Source organism: Aureimonas ureilytica (assembly GCF_001475935.1).
Lineage (GTDB): Bacteria > Pseudomonadota > Alphaproteobacteria > Rhizobiales > Rhizobiaceae > Aureimonas > Aureimonas ureilytica_A.
Map to the genome: position 1 here is coordinate 24497 of NZ_LDQA01000047.1, position 16687 is coordinate 41183.

Below are 16687 nucleotides of genomic sequence, written 5' to 3' on the forward strand. Positions count from 1 at the left end.
GTGATGACGGCGCGGTGCGCCATGCCATTACGCCCGGCTCCACGCGTCTCTCGCGGGGCGTAGATTTTTCGCGGATGGTAGTCGTGAATGGCGCGATGCCCGATCAGGGTGTTGGCCTTTTAGGGCGCGGCTCGCCGCGAAGGCCGGCGCGCAGGTAGCCTTCCATTCCGTAGACGAGACCTCCCGAACCACAGGCGGCTCAAGGCCGGGTCCCAAACGCCCGCCGCAGAACGCGCGCCCTCACCAAAAATCATTGCAATTGCCCGGCAATCCGGGGCTGATGGCCTCGCCTTTGAATCGCAAGCCGGAACATTGCCGATGGACGCCGCCACCCTCGCCCCTCATGCCCATCAGGTTCTCTCCGAAGCCGAGATCGCGGGCCTGCCGAATCGCTACCGGGGCAAGGTACGCGACAATTACGACCTGCCGGACAACAGGCGCATTCTCATCACCACCGACCGGATCAGCGCCTTCGACCGACCGCTGGCCAGCATTCCCTTCAAGGGGCAGGTGCTGACGCAGATCGCCCGCTACTGGTTCGAGCAGACGGCCTCGATCTGCCCCAACCACGTTCTTGCCTATCCCGACCCCAATGTCGTGGTCGGCCGTCGCCTCGACATTCTGCCGGTGGAGGTCGTGGTGCGTGGCTATCTGGCCGGGACGACATCGACCTCCATCCTGACGCGCTACCGCGCCGGCGAGCGCGAGATGTACGGGCACCGCCTGCCCGAGGACCTGCGCCCCAACGAGAAACTGCCCCAGCCCATCATCACCCCGACCACCAAGGCGATGGATGGCGGCCATGACGAGCCCTTGAGCGAAGCGGAGATCATCGAGGGCGGCATCCTGTCCGCCGAGGATTGGCGCACGGTTTCGCAAGCCGCGCTGGCGCTCTTCGCGAGGGGGCAGGCTGTGGCGGCCGAACGGGGCCTGATCCTGGCGGATACGAAATACGAGTTCGGCCGCGATGCGGACGGGCGCATTGTTCTGGCCGACGAGGTTCATACGCCGGATTCGAGCCGCTACTGGTTTGCCCAAAGCTATGCCGAGCGCTTTGCGGCAGGGGCAGCGCCCGAAAGCTTCGACAAGGACTTCATCCGCAACTGGGTGGTGGCGCGCTGCGACCCCTATCGCGATCCGATCCCGGAAATTCCGGCCGATGTCGTTCTGGAAGCGGCGGCCGTCTATATCCGCGCCCACGAGATCATCACGGGCCGGACGTTCGTTTTGCCCGATGCGACAGAAGTCCCGCTGGAGCGCATCCAGCGCAACCTCGCGGCCTATCTGGAGACGGGCACCGACTGAGGCTTTAGGATAAGACCTCCGGCGCGGCTCCGCGATCAGCGCGCCGACCCGGCTCGGGCGCATCGCCGCAAAGGCTTACGGGCGATGTCGCCTCGGGGAGTTCGGAGGCCAGCGCGTCGAGCGCCAAGCGAACGCGCAGCGGCAGATGTGCCGTCTGCGGCCAAAGGGCGTGCGTGTCGAAGACGTGCGAGGGCAGGTCTTCCAGCACGGTGACGAGCCGACCCGCCAGAAGCTCCTGCCGGATCAGCCAACAGGGCAGCCAGGCCAGCCCATGCCCGGCCACCGCCGCATCCCGGATCACGCCGAGATCGTCGAAGCGCAGGCGGCTCGGCGGGGTGGTCTCGGTCGCCGGCCTAGCTTCGCCTGGAAAACGCCAGCCGAGAACACGGCCCGCGCGCCCATAGAGGATGGCCTGATGCCGCTCCAGATCGGCCAGAACCCTCGGCGCACCCATCGCGTCGAGATAGGAGGGCGCGGCGCAGACCCGCATATACTGATGCGCCACCCGGCGCACCATGAGGCCGGGCCAGGGCTGAAGCGGCCCATTGCGCAGCACGAGATCGAAACCGTCCTCCAGAAGATCGACCAGCCGGTCGCTGAAGTTCAGATCGAGCTCCAGCCGGGGATGCGCGCTGGCGAGGCGTATCAGCACCGGCGCCACGCATTGGCGCCCGAAAAGCACCGGCATCGACACGCGCAGGCGACCGGACACTTCCCGCCGCCCGGCATCCAGCATGGCGCGGCCGGCCTGCAACTCGCCCAGCCCACGTCGGCAATGCTCAAAGAAGACCTGCCCATCCTCGGTCAGAGCGATCGTGCGCGTCGTGCGATGCAGGAGCTTCGCGCCCAGCCGCGCTTCGAGGCGCGCCACCGCCTTGCCAACGGCCGAGCGCGACAGGTTGAGCCGGGCCGCCGCCGGCGCGAAGCCACCGGCCTCCACCGCCGCGACGAAGAGCGGAATGTCCGCCAGCATCTCGCCTTGCTCGATCATTGTCGCCTCTCAAGCACCGATCCTGCGCCGATCTATCGCCACCGAAGACACGAGATCAACGCTAGCTTCGCGCGATCTCGAACCCTTTGGAGACGACGTCATGACGATGAAGCGCTGGGAGATGACGGGCTATGGCCGCGAGGCCCTTCGCCTAGTGGAGGTGGAGCGCCCGCAGCCGGGGCCGGGCGAGGTTCTGGTGAAGGTCGAGGCCGCGTCGCTGAACTATCGCGACACGCTGATCATCGAGAACGGCATGGGGATGCCGCTCGCCTTTCCGCTGGTGCCGGCCTCCGATCTCGCGGGCACGGTGGTGGGTCTGGGCGCGGGCGTCACGCGGTTTGGCGAGGATGACCGCGTTCTGTCCAACTTCTTTCCCGGCTGGATCGACGGGCGCGCGCCGGGCAATGCGAAAGTGCTGGACGGGCGCGCGCTCGGCGGCTCCTATCCCGGCGTGCTGACGGAATATGTCGCCCTGCCGGCCGACTGGCTGTTGGCCGCGCCGGGCAGTCTCGATCTCGCGGAGGCCAGCACGCTCCCCTGCGCCGGCCTCACCGCCTGGTTCGCGCTGACGGAAGCCGGATCGCTGGAGGCCGGCGACACGGTTCTGGTGCAGGGCACGGGCGGCGTCGCCCTGTTCGCGCTCCAGATCGCCAAGGCGCGCGGCGCACGCGTTGTCGTGACCTCCGGCAACCCCGACAAGCTGGAACGAGCATTGGCGCTCGGCGCGGATGATGGCATCGACCGCACGCAGGAGGACTGGGTGGAGGCGGTTCACCGCCTCACAAACGATCGCGGGATCGACCATATTCTGGAACTCGTGGGCGGGCCGCATCTCGGCCGCTCGCTGGAGGCCGTCGCGGTGGGCGGACGGATTTCCGTCATCGGCGTGTTCGAGGGGTTCGATCTCTCGGGAAGCGCAGGTCTGCTGCTGATGAAGAACGCCACGATCCAAGGCATCCGCGTCGGCCACCGCCGAGCCTTGGAGGATCTGGTGCGGTCGGTGGACGAGACCGGGCTGAAGCCCGTCATCGACCGACGCTATGGTTTGGCCGATCTCCCGGCGGCGCTCGACCATCTCCAGCGCGGCCCCTTCGGCAAGATCGTGGTGGAGATGAACTAGACCGGATCGCTCAAGCAGAGGGCGGTGGCCTTGGCCCTGCCCTCATTCTCGTCAGAGCCGGATAGAGTCATCGTTGCACCGTTGTCTTCGACGCCACGGCAGCTCCCGCCAGCCTGATGTCCAAGGCGACAGGCCCCAGCTCTCCCAGTTCAAGCACTGTGCGATTGGCTGCGTCCACATAGACACCGCCGAAGTCCAAACGGCCAAAGGCAAACTCTATCTCTATTCGGCGGGGAGACTTTTTTGAAAGCCTCCACCTCGAACTTGTTCTGCGCATAAGGACGTGGGCGCGCCGACAGCGAAATGGAGAACTCCTGGAGGTCCATCGCATGAGATCCTTGTGCCCGCCAGCGCCAGCTTGGGCGGCCTATACGAGTCACACTCGCCGCTCGTCGGTATCAGGTGAGACGTGCCTTCGCACCATCCGCCAAGCTGCCGAGAATCATGGCGCAGGAGGTGGCCCCGGCGTCGAGCACACCGCGCGAGCGCTCACCGAGCCGGCTGGCGCGGCCGATCTTTGCAACGAGGTCGATCGTCGAGTCGCGCCCCTTGTCCGCAGCCGTCGACAATGCGTTCAGCGCATCAGCAAACGATTGGCCTTTCGCGGTCGCCCCGTCGAAGGCCTGCACCGCAGGAACGAAACTGTCGAGGAGCGTCTTGTCGCCGACCTTCGCCGAACCGATCGACTGAACCCCCTCCAACCCTTTGTGCAGCATGATCGAAAAGAGTTTGGCGTCGATGCGCTCCTGACCCTCGATCGCCTCCGCGAACTCCGCGAAGGTCATGCCATAGAGCGGCCCCATCGAGCCGCCGATTTCGCCCATCAGAACTCCGCCCAACAGCGCGAAGGCTTCGGAGAGCGAAGCGTCCCGTCTCTTCAGGCGCTCGGCGGCCATGCCGAAGCCCTTCGCCATGTTCACACCGTGATCGCCGTCGCCGATCTTGCCGTCGATCTCGGAGAGATAGGCGCGGTTCTCGATGATCCTGGCCGCCATCGCCTCGACGATCACCCCACCGCGCGCGTTGGGAAAGCTCTGCATCGCATTGGTCTCCGTCATGCCTGGAAGCCGGGCGCGCGCGCCTTCGCGTCGAGAAGGCGTTTCAGTTCGTCGTCGAGCGCGAGGACGGTCAAGGTCGCGCCGACCATTTCCAGCGACGTGAAGTAATTGCCGATATAGGTGCGATAAACGGAGAGCCCGCGCGCGGCGATCTCCGTCTCGATCGTGTCATTCAGAATATAGAGTTCGTTCAGCGGCGTCGCGCCAAGGCCCGAAACGAGAACCGCAACCTCCGTGCCCGAGGGGAGCGCATGGTCGTCCAGCACGATCGCAGCCATGTCGCGGGCCACCTCGGCGGCGGTCTTCAGCGGCTCCACCCGAATGCCGGGCTCGCCGTGGTGGCCGATGCCGACTTCCATCGTGCCGGCCTCGATCTGGAAATTCGGATGGCCGACAGCCGGCAGGGTGCAGGGGCCGAGGCCGACGCCGATCGAACGACAGTTGTCGATCGCCTTTTGTGCGGTGGCGCGCACCTCTTCGAGGCTTGCGCCTTCGGCCGCCTTCGCCCCGCCGATCTTCCACATGAAGATTTCGCCCGCCACGCCCCGACGCTTCTCGCGCTCGGTGGCCGAAGCCGAGCAGACGTCGTCGTTGGCCACGACGACGGCAACCTCGATACCATCCTTCGACGCCAGTTTCTGCGCCATCTTCACGTTCATGTTGTCGCCGGCATAGTTGCCGTAGAGGCAGACGACGCCGGCGCCACCGTTGGCTTCCTTGATCGCGTCATGGAAGCTCTTGGCGGTCGGCGAGGAGAAAAGCTCGCCCACCGCTACCGCATCGACCATCCCGATGCCGGTATACCCCACGAAGGCCGGCTCGTGGCCCGAACCACCACCGGTGACGACGCCGACCCGCCCCGTCTGCGGTGCGTGCGTCGAGACCACGACGCGTGGGTTCGCCTCCGACAGACGCACGAGGTCGCAATGGGCCTTCACGAAGCCTCGAACGGTGTCGTTCACGACATTGTTGGGATCGTTGATGAATCTCTGCATGGGGTCTCTCTGGGCAACCGGAAGCGGCGGTCCCGAAGGATGGATGGAACCGTCGCGAAATCGGGGCGGCATGTCCGCCGGGTTCTTTAATAGAGGGTGAGCGCCGGGATGTAGCTGACGGCAAAGAGCAGCAGCATGGCCATGGCGAAGAACGGCCAAAGCTCCCTTGTCGTCGCGCCCAGCGGTGCCTTGGCTATCGAAGACGAGATGAAGAGCGTCGTTCCGATCGGCGGGGTGTAGAGGCCGATGCCGAGATTGATCACCATCATCAGGCCGAGCTGTACCGGATCCAGCCCGATGGTCATGGCCAGTGGTACGAAGATCGGTCCCAGAAGCAGGATCGACGGAGGCAGATCGAGCGGCATGCCGACGATCAGCATCAGGACGTTCATCATCAAGATGATCAGAATCGGGTTGGAAACGTTGGCCGACACCCAGGCCGCGAAGGTCTGCGGCACCTGATCGAAGGTCAAGATCCAGCCGACGGCGGCCGAGCCCATGATGACCAGCATCACAACGCCGGTCGCCACCCCCGCTTCCACCATGTTGTCGCAGAAGCGCTTCAGGGTAAGGTCGCGGTAGAACAGGAGGCTGAGGACCAGCGAATAGACCACCGAAAGCACCGCGACTTCCGTTGGCGTCGCGAAGCCGAAGCGCAGGCCGAGAATGATGAGGATCGGCAGCAGAATGGCGGGGAAGCTCTTGAGGCCGAGCCGCGCCAGCTCGCGCTTTCGAATGCTGCTCTTCTCGACCGCGTAGCCGCGCCTCCAGGAAACATACCAGCACACGCCGATAAAACCGGCCGCCATCAGGATGCCTGGAAGGATGCCGGCGACGAAGAGGTCGGCGACCGACACGCCGCTGACCAGGGCGTAGAGGATCATCGGGATCGAGGGCGGGATCAGGACGTCGATCACCGCGGAGGTCGCGTTGTTGGCGGCGCAGAGCGGTGCCGGGTAGCCCTGCCGCTTCTGCCAGGGAATCAGAACGGAGCCGAGCGCCGAGGCGTTGGCGACAGCCGAGCCTGATACACCGCCGAAGACGACGGAGGAGACGACCGTGGTCGAAAGCGCCCCGCCCCGCCAGCGCTGCATGACGTGACTGGCAAGTTCGAGAAGCTGGTTCCCGAGTTTGCCGCCGAGCATCAGCGTGCCGGCCAGCATGAAGAAAGGCAGGGCCAACATCGGGAAGGATTGGGTCTGATCGTAGACCTGTTGCGCGACGAGCGACAGCGGCAGATAGCCGTGCGAGAGAATGGCCGCGCCCGCCGCAATGATGAGGCCGTAGCCGACCGGAATGGCCAGCAGCATGGTGACGAGGAACACTCCGATCATGACGAGTGTCATAGCGGCAGTTCCTCCGCGCTGGTATGCGGACGGGCGTCCCAGCCGAGGCGGGCCACGCGAAACGTGGCGGTGGCCGTCACCACGGCGACGAGCAGTGCGCCGACCGAGACGACATAATAGCCGATGCTGTTGGGCAGGCCGAGGATGGGGCTATGCTCGACGCCCGCGATCGCAGCGACGACGCGCGCCTGCCAGGCGAGCGTCAGGAAGCTCGCGATGACGCAGACATGGCTGAAGACGAACAGCATCGCCTTACCGCGCGCTGCGAAGCGGTCGTAAAGCCACTCCACGGCCATGTGGAGCCCGCCTTGCGCGGCGAGTATGATCCCCGCGACGATGAAGAAGGGAAAGATGAGGGTGGGCAGTTCTTGCGCCCAGCGGAATCCACCGGACGAAAGGACGTAGCGCGCCACGACATTCGCAGTCATGACGGCCGTCAGCAGCACACCCGACCCGATCACGACGGCTTTGGAGAACTGACCGACGAGCGCGTCGATTCCGTTGGCGAGCACAAAAGAGACCCCGAGCGGGCGCAAAGGCCCGCTCGGGTGGGCGGCCGGATCCGGGGGGGAGGTCATCCGCGCGCCGCTTCCTCTACCTGACTGACGAAAGCGCCGAAGTCTTTCTTCTTCCAGATGTCCACGACCGATTTCGTCGCCTCAACGAAGGCAGCTCGATCGACTTCGGTCACGACAAGCGCCTTGTCGGCCTTGAATTTGACAAGTGCTTCGCTCGCGGCCTTCTCCGACAGTTCGATCTGCATTTTCCCCGCTTCCGCAGCGGCGGCCTGCACCGCGTCGAGGTCGCCGCCGATGCGGGCCATCGCGATCTGCGACATCAGGAATGGTGTCGATTCCCACTTGTGCGCGGTCAGCGCGATGAACTTGTTGACCTCGTAGAGCTTGGAACTGGCGATGTTGACGAGCGGGTTCTCCTGCCCGTCCACAACGCCCTGCTGGAGCGCGACATAGAGTTCCCCGAAGGCGATCTGCTCGGTCGAGGCGCCGAGAGCTTGGAAGATGTCGATCGTCATCGGATCGGCGGGCGTGCGGATTTTCAGGCCCGAGACGTCGCCAGGCTTCGTGACCTCGCGCTTGGAATTCGTCAGATGCCGGATGCCGTTGTTCCAATAGCCGAGCGGCACGATGCCGACCGCCTTGAACTTGGCCGCGAGAGCCTCTCCGACGGGACCGTTCAGGATTGCGATCGCCTTGTCGGTGGTCTCGAACAGGAACGGCAGGCCGAGGACGGCGATCTCGGGAACGATCGCCGAGACGGGGCCCTGGCTGTTGGCCGTCATGTCAAGCGCCCCCGTGCGAAGGCTGGTGAGCATGGCAGCGTCGGACCCCAACGTCTCGGAGCCGGCGACATTGATGGTGATCCGCCCGTTCGTCTTTTCCTTCACGAGTTCGGCGAATCTTGCGGCGGCCAGCGTTCGCGGATTGCCGGGCGCAGCCCCGTGGCCGAGCGTCAGAACCGTCGCGGCACTGGCGCGCGTCGGAAAACTCAGCAGAGCCGGTGCCGAGAGCGTCGCGCCCAGTCCCGCCATGAGCGTACGGCGCGTGATGTGAATGGTCATGGAAATCCTCCCGTTAGCCTAAGTCGCAGTCTGGGCCGGACGGCTCCCATTCTGTCCGGGCCCTGCGATCTGATGGGTTGGGCCCCTGCGGGGCTCCGTTCTGATCAGTGGATCAGCATGCCGCCGTTGACGTCGATCGTCGCGCCCGTGACGTAGGACGAGAGATCGGAGGCGAGGAAGAGATAGATCTTTGCCACATCCGCCGCATCGCCGAGGCGGTTGAGCGGAATTCCCTTCAGGATGTCGGTGCGCATCTCGTCGGTGAGCTTGCCGCCGGTGATGTCGGTCTGGATGAGGCCGGGGGTGACGGAGTTGACACGAATGCCTGCCGGGCCGAACTCGCGCGCCATCGCCTTGGCGAGGCCGAGCACGCCCGCCTTGGCTGCCGAATAGTGCGGACCGCCGAAGATGCCGCCGCCTCGCTGCGCCGAGACCGACGACATGCAGGCGATCGAGCCGCCGCCCTTCTCCTTCATGTGCGGCACGAAGGCCTGGCTGAGCAGCAGCACGCCCGTCAGATTGACGTCGATCACCTTGCCCCAGTTCTCGAGTGAGATGTCGAGCGTCTTCAGCGGCTGGGTGATGCCGGCATTGTTGACGAGGACATCGACCCGGCCGAACGCTTCGATCGCGGCCTTCGCCGCCGCATCGCAGGAAGACTTGTCCGTCACGTCGCAGGCGATGCCGACATGGCCGTCGCCTGGCAAAGCCTTTGCGGCATCGGCGCTCGCCCCGGCGTCGAGATCGAGGATCGCCACACGCGCGCCGTGCTCGGCGAAAAGCTGAGCCGTGGCCCGGCCGATGCCACGCTGGCTGGCCGCGCCCGAGATGACGGCGGTTTTACCGTTCAACAACATACGTCTTCCATCCTCACCGTAAGGCCCGGCCGGAAGGGCTCCATCCCCCTCCGCTATCAACCGTGCACTTCGTCTCCCCGCCCCTGGTTCCGGTCCTGCGGTTCGGGGCCTCCGGGGAGGAGTAGAAGATGCCTGCATTCTCGCCGCAAACGCGAAGTTTACACGCCTGAATGAATCTGGTTCAACATTGGCATGTTGAACGGTATCTCGCTTTCCGCCATCCGAACCTTCGAGGCCGCTGCGCGTCACGGCACCTTCCGGGCCGCCGCCAGCGAACTGAACCTGTCACCCAGCGCCGTCAGTCACGCGATCGTGAAACTCGAGCGAGAGCTCGGCAAGCCCCTGTTCGATCGCTCGGCGCGTACGATCCGCTTGACGAGCGACGGCGAGGTCTTGATGCGGCACGTATCGGCGGCCTTCGAGGAACTGCGAATTGGCGTCGAAAGCGTGTCGGCGCGGCGTTCCCGCCTTCTGAGGCTGCACAGCGCGCCGAGCTTCGCCGCCCAGTTCCTGTCGCCACGCCTGCCGACCTTCCTTGCCGCCCATCCGAATCTGGAAGTGCGCATCGCCGCCTCCACCGAATATGTCCGCTTCGTCGATGGCGAGTTCGACGCCGACGTCGTCTACGGCAAGCCGCAGGGAGACCACCTCGTGATCGAGCCGCTCGGCGAGGAGATCGTCACGCCGCTCTGCACGCCCAAGGTCGCCGAAGGGATCAGGGTGCCGGCCGATCTCCTGACGCGTATCCTGATCCGCAGCGACAACAAGCGCGTGCGGTGGCCGGACTGGTTCGCCGCCAATGGGCTGACCGCGCCCGCCACCCAGGCCATGAGCTTCGACCGCTCGTTTCTCGCCATCGCGGCGGCGGCCGACGGGCTCGGCGTCGCGCTGGAATCGACCCGCCTTGCCCAGCGTGAAATCCTGTCGGGAAAGCTCGTCGCGCCCCTTGCCGGGCGCACGCGCGATCTCCGCTACGTCGGCCATTATCTCTGCTACCCGAAGTCCGGCTCGCAACGCCGCCTCGTCGGTGTCTTCGCCGAATGGTTGCAGGCAGAACTCGGCACGCCCGCCCCGCTGGCCGACGCGATCCATGAATGCCATTCAACGAACGTTTAGAACTTCGCGTTTGCTGAAGCGTGCTCCACCATCCCATCCTGCGCGCTAGGGAGAACGGGGCCGGACGCCGTCAAGGCGTCACCCCCGTTTGCGGCGATGGACGCCGCAAAGCGTGCGGAGTTCGGGGATGGAGACCAAGGAGCCGGGGCAGAACAATGCGGGGGCGCGTGGACGAATCGTCTCCGTGTCCGCCGCGCCCTACGACGGCTACAGTCCGGCCGAGGCCTTCGAGAGCCTGGCGAGGATCGGCGCGACCCATGTCGAGCCCGCGTTCATCGTGGGCTACACGGAGCCGTTCGACGAAAGCGCCTTCGCGCCGGATCGGGCGAGCGTCTATCGCCGGCTGATCGAGGAACAGGGCCTGGGTTGCGTCGCAATGTCGTCGCATATCGATCTAGGCCTCTCCACGGCCGTCAAGGTCTTCACCGGGCGGATGCGCTTTGCCGCCGCGATCGGCGCGCGCATCATCGCCACCAATGCCGCAGCCCGTGTTCGGCAAGACGCCTTCTTCGCCCATATGGATCTCTTGCTGCGTCGGGCAGAGGATTTGGGCGTGGTGATCGCGCTGGAGAATCCCGGCGACGGCAGCGACAATCTCTTGAACACCGCCGAAGACGGATTGGCGCTGGTGCGCCGGATCGGCTCCGATCACCTCGGCCTCAATTACGACGCGGCCAACACCGCCTCGCACCGCCCGGAGCTGCAGGACTTCGCCGACGACGCGATCGCCGCCATGCCGGCATGCGTCCACATCCACGTCAAGGATCTCGTGCGCCGCGAAACCGGCTGGCACTTCACCGCCATCGGCGAGGGCACGATCGGCTGCGAGCGCATCCTCAAGGCTGCCCGTGCCGCGATGCCGGTCAGTATCGAGTTGCCCTTGCGCCTTCACCGCGGCCCGGATGCACAGCCGGTGCGGCGCGCGGAACGGGTCCCCCTGCCCGAGATAGAGAAGGTTGTGGCCCGATCCCTCGCCACCGTGCGGACGGCTCTCGCCGTGTGACGATGAAGGTCGAGTGAACTGCGGCGGTCGTTTCGACCAATGACACCGCTGCGCTGAGGCTGTGTCCGGCGCGGCCTTCATCCTGACAGGAGACCACATGCAGCCTGACAACCGCCCCCCTTCCGCCCTTTCCAACGTCTCGCTGGCGCGCCGCGCCTGGAACATCCGGCGCAAGGCGCTTCTGATGGGTGAGGTGCAGGGCCAGGGCTATATCGGGCAGGCGCTCGGCATCGCCGATGTCCTCGCCGCCTCCTATTTCCACGCCCTGCGCTATGATCCGACGGACCCCGAATGGGAGGGGCGCGACCGCTTCCTCCTGTCGATCGGCCATTATGCGATAGCGCTCTATGCCGTTCTGATGGAAGCCGGCATCCTACCCGAGGATGAGCTCGAGACCTACGGCATGGACGACAGTCGCATGCCGATGTCCGGCATGGCCTCCTATACCCCTGGCATGGAGATCACCGGCGGCTCGCTCGGCCACGGACTCGGCATCGCCGTCGGCATGGCCATGGGGCTGAAGCGCAAGGCAAGCGACCGCTTCGTCTTCAATCTGATGTCGGATGGGGAACTCGGCGAGGGCTCGACCTGGGAAGCGGCGATGGCCGGCGCTCACCACAAGCTCGACAACCTCGTCTGCCTGATCGACTTCAACGACCAGCAGGCGGACGGCAAGTCGACGCAGATGCTCTCGGCCGAACCGCTTCTCGACAAGTGGACGGCCTTCGGGTGGCATGCCCAGCGTGTCGACGGCAACGACCTCGACGCTGTCGTCGCCGCGCTCGATGCCGCGCGGACGCATCAAGGCGATCAGCCTCGCGTGATCATCTTCGACACGTTGATGTGCAAGGGCGTGCCGTTTCTGGAAACGCGCGAGATCACGCATTTCGTCCGGGTCGAAAAGGAGGAATGGGCGAAGGCCCTGGCCGTTCTGGAAGAAGGAAAGCCCGCATGACTCATGCATCCATGGCCCGCAAGTACCAGCCGCGCCGTGCGGCTCCCGAAGGCGAGCGGGTGGCGACCTCCGCCATGATCGCCTCCCTCGCGGCCGAGGGCTACGAGACGGAGAACGCGCCCTTCGGCCACGCGCTGGTGGAACTGGCGAAGGCGGACGAACGGATCGTCGGCCTGTCGGCGGATCTTGCTAAATACACCGACCTTCACATCCTCGCCCAAGCGATGCCGGACCGCTTCTACCAGATGGGCATGGCCGAGCAGGTTATGGTCTCGGCGGCGGCAGGTCTGGCGCGCGAGGGCTTCCTGCCCTTCGCCACCACCTATGCCGTTTTCGCCTCCCGCCGCGCCTACGACTTCATCGCCATGGCGATCGCGGAGGAGAATCTTCCCGTCAAGATCGTCTGCGCCCTGCCGGGCCTGACCACCGGCTACGGCCCGAGCCATCAGGCGACCGAGGATCTGGCGATCTTTCGGGGCCTGCCGAACATGACGATCATCGACCCCTGCGACGCGGTGGACATCCGCCAGTCCGTGCCAGCCATGGCGGCCCATCCCGGACCGATCTATTCTCGCTTGCTGCGCGGCAAGGTGCCGGCCGTGCTGACCCGCTGGAAGCCGGACTATCAGTTCGCCATCGGCAAGGCGCAGGTGATCCGCGAGGGTAAGCAGGTCCTCGTGATCTCGTCGGGCTTCATGACGATGCGCGCTCTGGACGCCGCCGAGCAGCTTGCCAAGGACGGGATCGACGTCGCTGTCCTCCACTCACCCACCATCAAACCGCTCGACACGGAGACGATCTTGCGGGAGGCAGGCCGAGGCGGGCGGCTGGTTGTCACCGCCGAGAACCACTCGGTGGTGGGCGGACTCGGCGAGTCGGTCGCCAGCACGCTACTACGCGCCGGCGTCACGCCGACCTTCCGCATGATCGGCCTACCGGACGAATTCCTGGAGGCTGGTGCCCTGCCGACGCTTCATAACCTATACGGAATCTCCGTCGGGAAGATCGCCGAGCAGATCAGGGGCTGGGTATAAGAGCGCCCAACAATAACTCGCGGGGCCGGCTGGTCGGGTCTTCTCGCCATCCAAGAGCGGGCCACATGTCTCGCCTGTCCTTCGGACCGTCGCGAACCTTCGCTCAACGACCTGACGCCTCCGCGAAACCCAAAAAAGCGGCCTCGGTTCGGCGAGCGGTCTCCGAGGTAGGGGCGAGATCAGCGCCCGTTCCCGGACGCGAGGATCACCTGAAATACCACCCTCGACGCGCCGGATCGCGCCGGGCGGCTTCAGTCCAAGGCATGATCGGCGCCACGAAGACTCGCAACCTGATGCAATCACAGCCCGCTGAAACCGCTCAACTCGTTTCGGGTTCGGCCTTCCACGTTACTGGGCCAGACGCACCTGGTTGATGGCCTTCGCGATGCCCGAAAACGCACTCAGCAAGCGGTTCCGATCCGATGCGTCGAAATAATGCTTCGCATCCGTCGCGCATAGCCGCAGCATGTCCTTGGCGGTGGCGTTGTCTACCATGAAAGCGATGGTGTAGACTTCGATCTTCTTGTTCTTCGCGTAGCTGCAGATCGACAACGTATCGTTGTTTGTCTGGTTCACCTCGATCGCGGCCTTGTCTGCCTTCGAACTCAACGAAACGTGACGACCGTCATTCGGGTCGAACCGCAGCGTATTGTCACCATCGGTCATCAGAACCAAGATCTTCTTCGGATCGATATTGTCCTTGTCATAGTCCGCCGCTTCACTGAGAGGCTCGGTAGCGGAAAGGATGTTCTGGCCCCAAATCATCCCTGCCGGGATATAAGTGTAGGGCTTGTATTTATCTCCTATATTGATGACGAGGTTGTGGATCGCAGCGAGCAAGGTGGGTTTGTCGTTGCTCAAGGGGACGATCGGGCTCAGGCAATGCTGGCTCGTTTCGAGATAGCCGGGATAGGGAATGGTGCTGGCGAGGTCGTTCAGGCGATAGGTTCCCGGCCTTCTCGAACCGATGCACCCGAACCATTTATAGGTTTTACCTTTTCCGCCTCCCGAGCAGTCTTCGTAAGGCGCGACCGTCCTGATTTCTGACGCAGTACAGTCTCCACCGCAGGTGGATTGTTCCGGCACACCGTCGACAAATTTCTTGCAAGAATATTCCGCGGTCTTCTGAAGACAGATCTTTTTCTGGGTCTTGGTTTCGCAGACTTTGTCTTTCGCCGCTTCGGTGTAGTCTCGGCCGACGTCGATCCATGGTTCGTTGCGGTACTTCGTCCCGACATTGATGTAATCGGCATAGGGCACGATCCCGATTCGAATCGGACTGTCATCGCCACTAATCAACTGATCGACGAGTTCGCGAGAAGCCTGTTTCAGCGTGTCGATCTTGGAGATGCCGCTGCGATCCTTTTCTGACATGGACCAGGTGTTGTCGAGCACGAGAGCGAGCTCCACCTTCCGCACGGGCGCGCGTATCGCCTTGGCGGCCGTCTGAAGACCCAGATCGTGAAAATTGGCGATCTGCATGAGCGTCAAAGGCAGGACGGCCGATGTTGTGAGTTCGATGTCCTTCGAAGTTGCTTCGAGGGCGTCGAGTTTCAGATCTATGACAGACGCGTCCGTCATGTTGGCCAGAAGATAGGATTTGGCTAGAGCCTCAAGTTTTTGCTGATCCTGTTCCATGGAGGCGGCAAGCGCGAGAGCGGCCATATCGGTCGCGTTTTGGAGCTGGCTTCGCGCGGAGTAGTATCGCGTACCATCGATCGCGAAGCCGACAATCAAGATCAACGGAATGACGATGATCGCCGTCAGAATTGCGAAGGTTCCAGACCGATCGCTCGAGAAATTCGAAAGCATCTCTCTGATCCTCAAAGCTCTATCAACAGTCCGTGCAGGTTATGGTCCACATTCCTCTAGGGCGGGAATACGTGACTTTGGAGAGCTCGACCGACTTCTCGAAAATGTCGCTGGTCACAGGCTCGTAATCGTAAAGAGTTTCGGTCACGACGAGAGACTTCTGCTCGTCGGTCCAAAGATTGGGCGGGGTCTGATAAATGCTTCCCGGGCTTCTTCTATCCATATTCTGCCCCACGGACCACATTACCTTCGACTGTCCGTCCGGTTTGGGTGATAGAACGGAAACCCGGAGTTTCAGCGGGTTGGGAGAATAGGGCTGGAGCACGGCGTTCGCGGCCGTGAAGATTTGCAGAACGTCGTCGGAGGTGAGAGTGGAGGATTGGCTGATCAAATCTCCAACGATCGACGTGGCATGCTTCAACTTTTGGTCGCATGTCAGGGCCAGCGTCAGCTCGATATTGCCGATATAGATCAGGAGCAGGATCGGCGCGATGATCGCGAACTCGATCGCGGCGACGCCAGACCTGTTCGCGACGTTACGACCTGTCAGGAGCGGGGCTTGGGAGAACTGCCAAGCAAACCTTCGAAACGGCTTCATTGAAACGGCTCGGTCTTGAACACATCGACCGCGACGAGCATGTGATTGCCGCTTGGTGTGTTGGACAGGAAACGGCGAATGATGTCCGTGTGAATGGGCCATTCGTAGAACGCGCGTAACGCCATGATCCGACCTGGCTCGCCCTCGTCGTAAGCCAAGCCGTCGACGTCGATCACGTTATTCTTCACCGGGGCGGCCGACGAGATGTCCGAATAGCGCTCGTACTCGCGCAGATCGATCTGCAATTTCTCGCAGTCGATCGGGATGGCCATGGTGGCGCAGATCCTCTGTCGCAGGTCTGGGGCCGAGACCTGAGCATCCGCGACCTCGCCCGTGCGGACCTGACGGCCGACTTGAGCGGTCGCGTTCTCCAACGTCATTTCCCCAATGAAAACCGCTGCAGTTTCCAGGACGGCGAAGATGAGAAGGAAAAACGGCACTGCCAGAATGGCGAACTCGATCGCGGTTGTTCCCCGCCTGTCTCGCACAAAGCGTCGACGCGCGGCACGATCTCGGTGTCTGTCGCGGAACTCCAACATACTTCGCTCTTGGAACCCGTTCGATAGACGGCCTGAATCGGTAGATGGCTATAGACTAAGTTAGTGCGCTTTGCATTAAAGAACTCTTTATGCACGTAGATACATCGAGAAATTTACTTTATATCAAATGAAAATACTAAGGGTTGAGAGTATATTGTTTGATATATTTATTACATTGCTCGATTGTGCGGTGACCCGGATCCCTTATCGCAAGGACCGTGTTGGCGCCGTTCGACGGATGGGGCGTTCGTGGTTTTGAACTGGATCCGTGGGGGTAACGGAGGTCATCGTCTGGTCGAGATAGGATCCCTCATTCGCCCTGCGAATGCTCGGCCCTCGCATCCATGGCTCTTCGCTTCGCGTGGACGGATGGGATTCC

General features: G+C 63.6%; 16 protein-coding genes and 1 pseudogene. 7 read left to right on the top strand and 10 right to left on the bottom strand.

The window, feature by feature from the left end; translation table 11 throughout:
- The first annotated feature begins 318 nt into the window (after positions 1-318).
- Entirely contained in the window at positions 319-1305 is a 987-nt protein-coding gene (locus NS365_RS17610; RefSeq protein ID WP_058601611.1) for a phosphoribosylaminoimidazolesuccinocarboxamide synthase, read from the top strand.
- A gap of 4 nt (positions 1306-1309) precedes the next feature.
- On the opposite strand, the gene NS365_RS17615 is transcribed toward NS365_RS17610, so the two are convergent.
- Complete coding sequence (locus tag NS365_RS17615; RefSeq protein WP_082684685.1) at positions 1310-2296, bottom strand: LysR family transcriptional regulator; 987 nt, start codon at positions 2294-2296, stop codon at positions 1310-1312.
- Between the two features lie 106 nt (positions 2297-2402).
- On the opposite strand from NS365_RS17615, the gene NS365_RS17620 reads away from it, so the two are divergent.
- Both NS365_RS17620 and NS365_RS25030 read left to right on the top strand, forming a co-directional pair.
- Positions 2403-3416: a zinc-dependent alcohol dehydrogenase family protein gene (locus tag NS365_RS17620; protein WP_082684690.1), complete on the top strand. Its 1014-nt coding sequence runs from the start codon at positions 2403-2405 to the stop codon at positions 3414-3416.
- A 67-nt stretch (positions 3417-3483) separates the two neighbouring features.
- Positions 3484-3648 (top strand): annotated as a pseudogene (locus NS365_RS25030) (IS481 family transposase); the annotation flags it as partial.
- Positions 3649-3814: 166 nt separating this feature from the next.
- On the opposite strand, the gene dhaL reads toward NS365_RS25030, so the two are convergent.
- From dhaL to NS365_RS17650, 6 genes are all read right to left on the bottom strand, one after another.
- On the bottom strand, positions 3815-4456 hold the full coding sequence (gene dhaL, locus NS365_RS17625) for a dihydroxyacetone kinase subunit DhaL (RefSeq protein WP_058601648.1): 642 nt from the start codon (positions 4454-4456) through the stop codon (positions 3815-3817).
- 14 nt (positions 4457-4470) lie between these two features.
- Positions 4471-5469, bottom strand: a complete 999-nt coding sequence (locus NS365_RS17630) for a dihydroxyacetone kinase subunit DhaK (RefSeq protein WP_058601613.1) — start codon at positions 5467-5469, stop codon at positions 4471-4473.
- A gap of 86 nt (positions 5470-5555) precedes the next feature.
- A complete protein-coding gene (locus NS365_RS17635) occupies positions 5556-6815 on the bottom strand; it encodes a TRAP transporter large permease subunit (RefSeq protein ID WP_058601614.1) in 1260 nt (419 codons plus the stop codon).
- Positions 6812-7393 carry a TRAP transporter small permease gene (locus tag NS365_RS17640; protein ID WP_082684686.1) on the bottom strand — a complete coding sequence of 194 codons (582 nt, stop codon included), beginning with the start codon at positions 7391-7393 and terminating at the stop codon, positions 6812-6814. Before NS365_RS17640 ends, NS365_RS17635 begins: the two co-directional genes overlap by 4 nt.
- Positions 7390-8394 carry a TRAP transporter substrate-binding protein gene (locus tag NS365_RS17645; protein WP_058601615.1) on the bottom strand — a complete coding sequence of 335 codons (1005 nt, stop codon included), beginning with the start codon at positions 8392-8394 and terminating at the stop codon, positions 7390-7392. The genes NS365_RS17640 and NS365_RS17645 overlap by 4 nt, the downstream gene beginning before the upstream one ends.
- A 104-nt stretch (positions 8395-8498) precedes the next feature.
- Positions 8499-9251 (bottom strand): SDR family NAD(P)-dependent oxidoreductase, encoded by a 753-nt coding sequence (locus NS365_RS17650; protein ID WP_058601616.1) that lies wholly within the window; start codon positions 9249-9251, stop codon positions 8499-8501.
- A gap of 192 nt (positions 9252-9443) precedes the next feature.
- On the opposite strand from NS365_RS17650, the gene NS365_RS17655 reads away from it, so the two are divergent.
- The 4 genes from NS365_RS17655 to NS365_RS17670 all read left to right on the top strand — a co-directional run bounded on the left by NS365_RS17655 (position 9444) and on the right by NS365_RS17670 (position 13359).
- Positions 9444-10367, top strand: coding sequence for a LysR substrate-binding domain-containing protein (locus NS365_RS17655; RefSeq protein WP_058601617.1), 924 nt, complete (start codon positions 9444-9446; stop codon positions 10365-10367).
- Between the two features lie 127 nt (positions 10368-10494).
- Positions 10495-11370 carry a sugar phosphate isomerase/epimerase family protein gene (locus tag NS365_RS17660; protein WP_058601618.1) on the top strand — a complete coding sequence of 292 codons (876 nt, stop codon included), beginning with the start codon at positions 10495-10497 and terminating at the stop codon, positions 11368-11370.
- A 97-nt stretch (positions 11371-11467) separates the two neighbouring features.
- Entirely contained in the window at positions 11468-12325 is an 858-nt protein-coding gene (locus NS365_RS17665; RefSeq protein ID WP_058601619.1) for a transketolase, read from the top strand.
- An 11-nt stretch (positions 12326-12336) separates the two neighbouring features.
- Positions 12337-13359, top strand: coding sequence for a transketolase family protein (locus NS365_RS17670; protein ID WP_206612147.1), 1023 nt, complete (start codon positions 12337-12339; stop codon positions 13357-13359).
- A gap of 348 nt (positions 13360-13707) precedes the next feature.
- Here NS365_RS17670 and NS365_RS17675 read toward each other — a convergent pair whose 3' ends face one another.
- Genes NS365_RS17675 through NS365_RS17685 form a run of 3 tightly spaced genes read right to left on the bottom strand, consistent with a single transcriptional unit; the run spans position 13708 to position 16308 of the window.
- On the bottom strand, positions 13708-15171 hold the full coding sequence (locus tag NS365_RS17675) for a pilus assembly protein TadG-related protein (protein ID WP_058601621.1): 1464 nt from the start codon (positions 15169-15171) through the stop codon (positions 13708-13710).
- A gap of 22 nt (positions 15172-15193) precedes the next feature.
- Complete coding sequence (locus NS365_RS17680; RefSeq protein ID WP_058601622.1) at positions 15194-15769, bottom strand: TadE/TadG family type IV pilus assembly protein; 576 nt, start codon at positions 15767-15769, stop codon at positions 15194-15196.
- Positions 15766-16308, bottom strand: coding sequence for a TadE/TadG family type IV pilus assembly protein (locus NS365_RS17685; RefSeq protein WP_058601623.1), 543 nt, complete (start codon positions 16306-16308; stop codon positions 15766-15768). Before NS365_RS17685 ends, NS365_RS17680 begins: the two co-directional genes overlap by 4 nt.
- Positions 16309-16687: the final 379 nt, after the last annotated feature.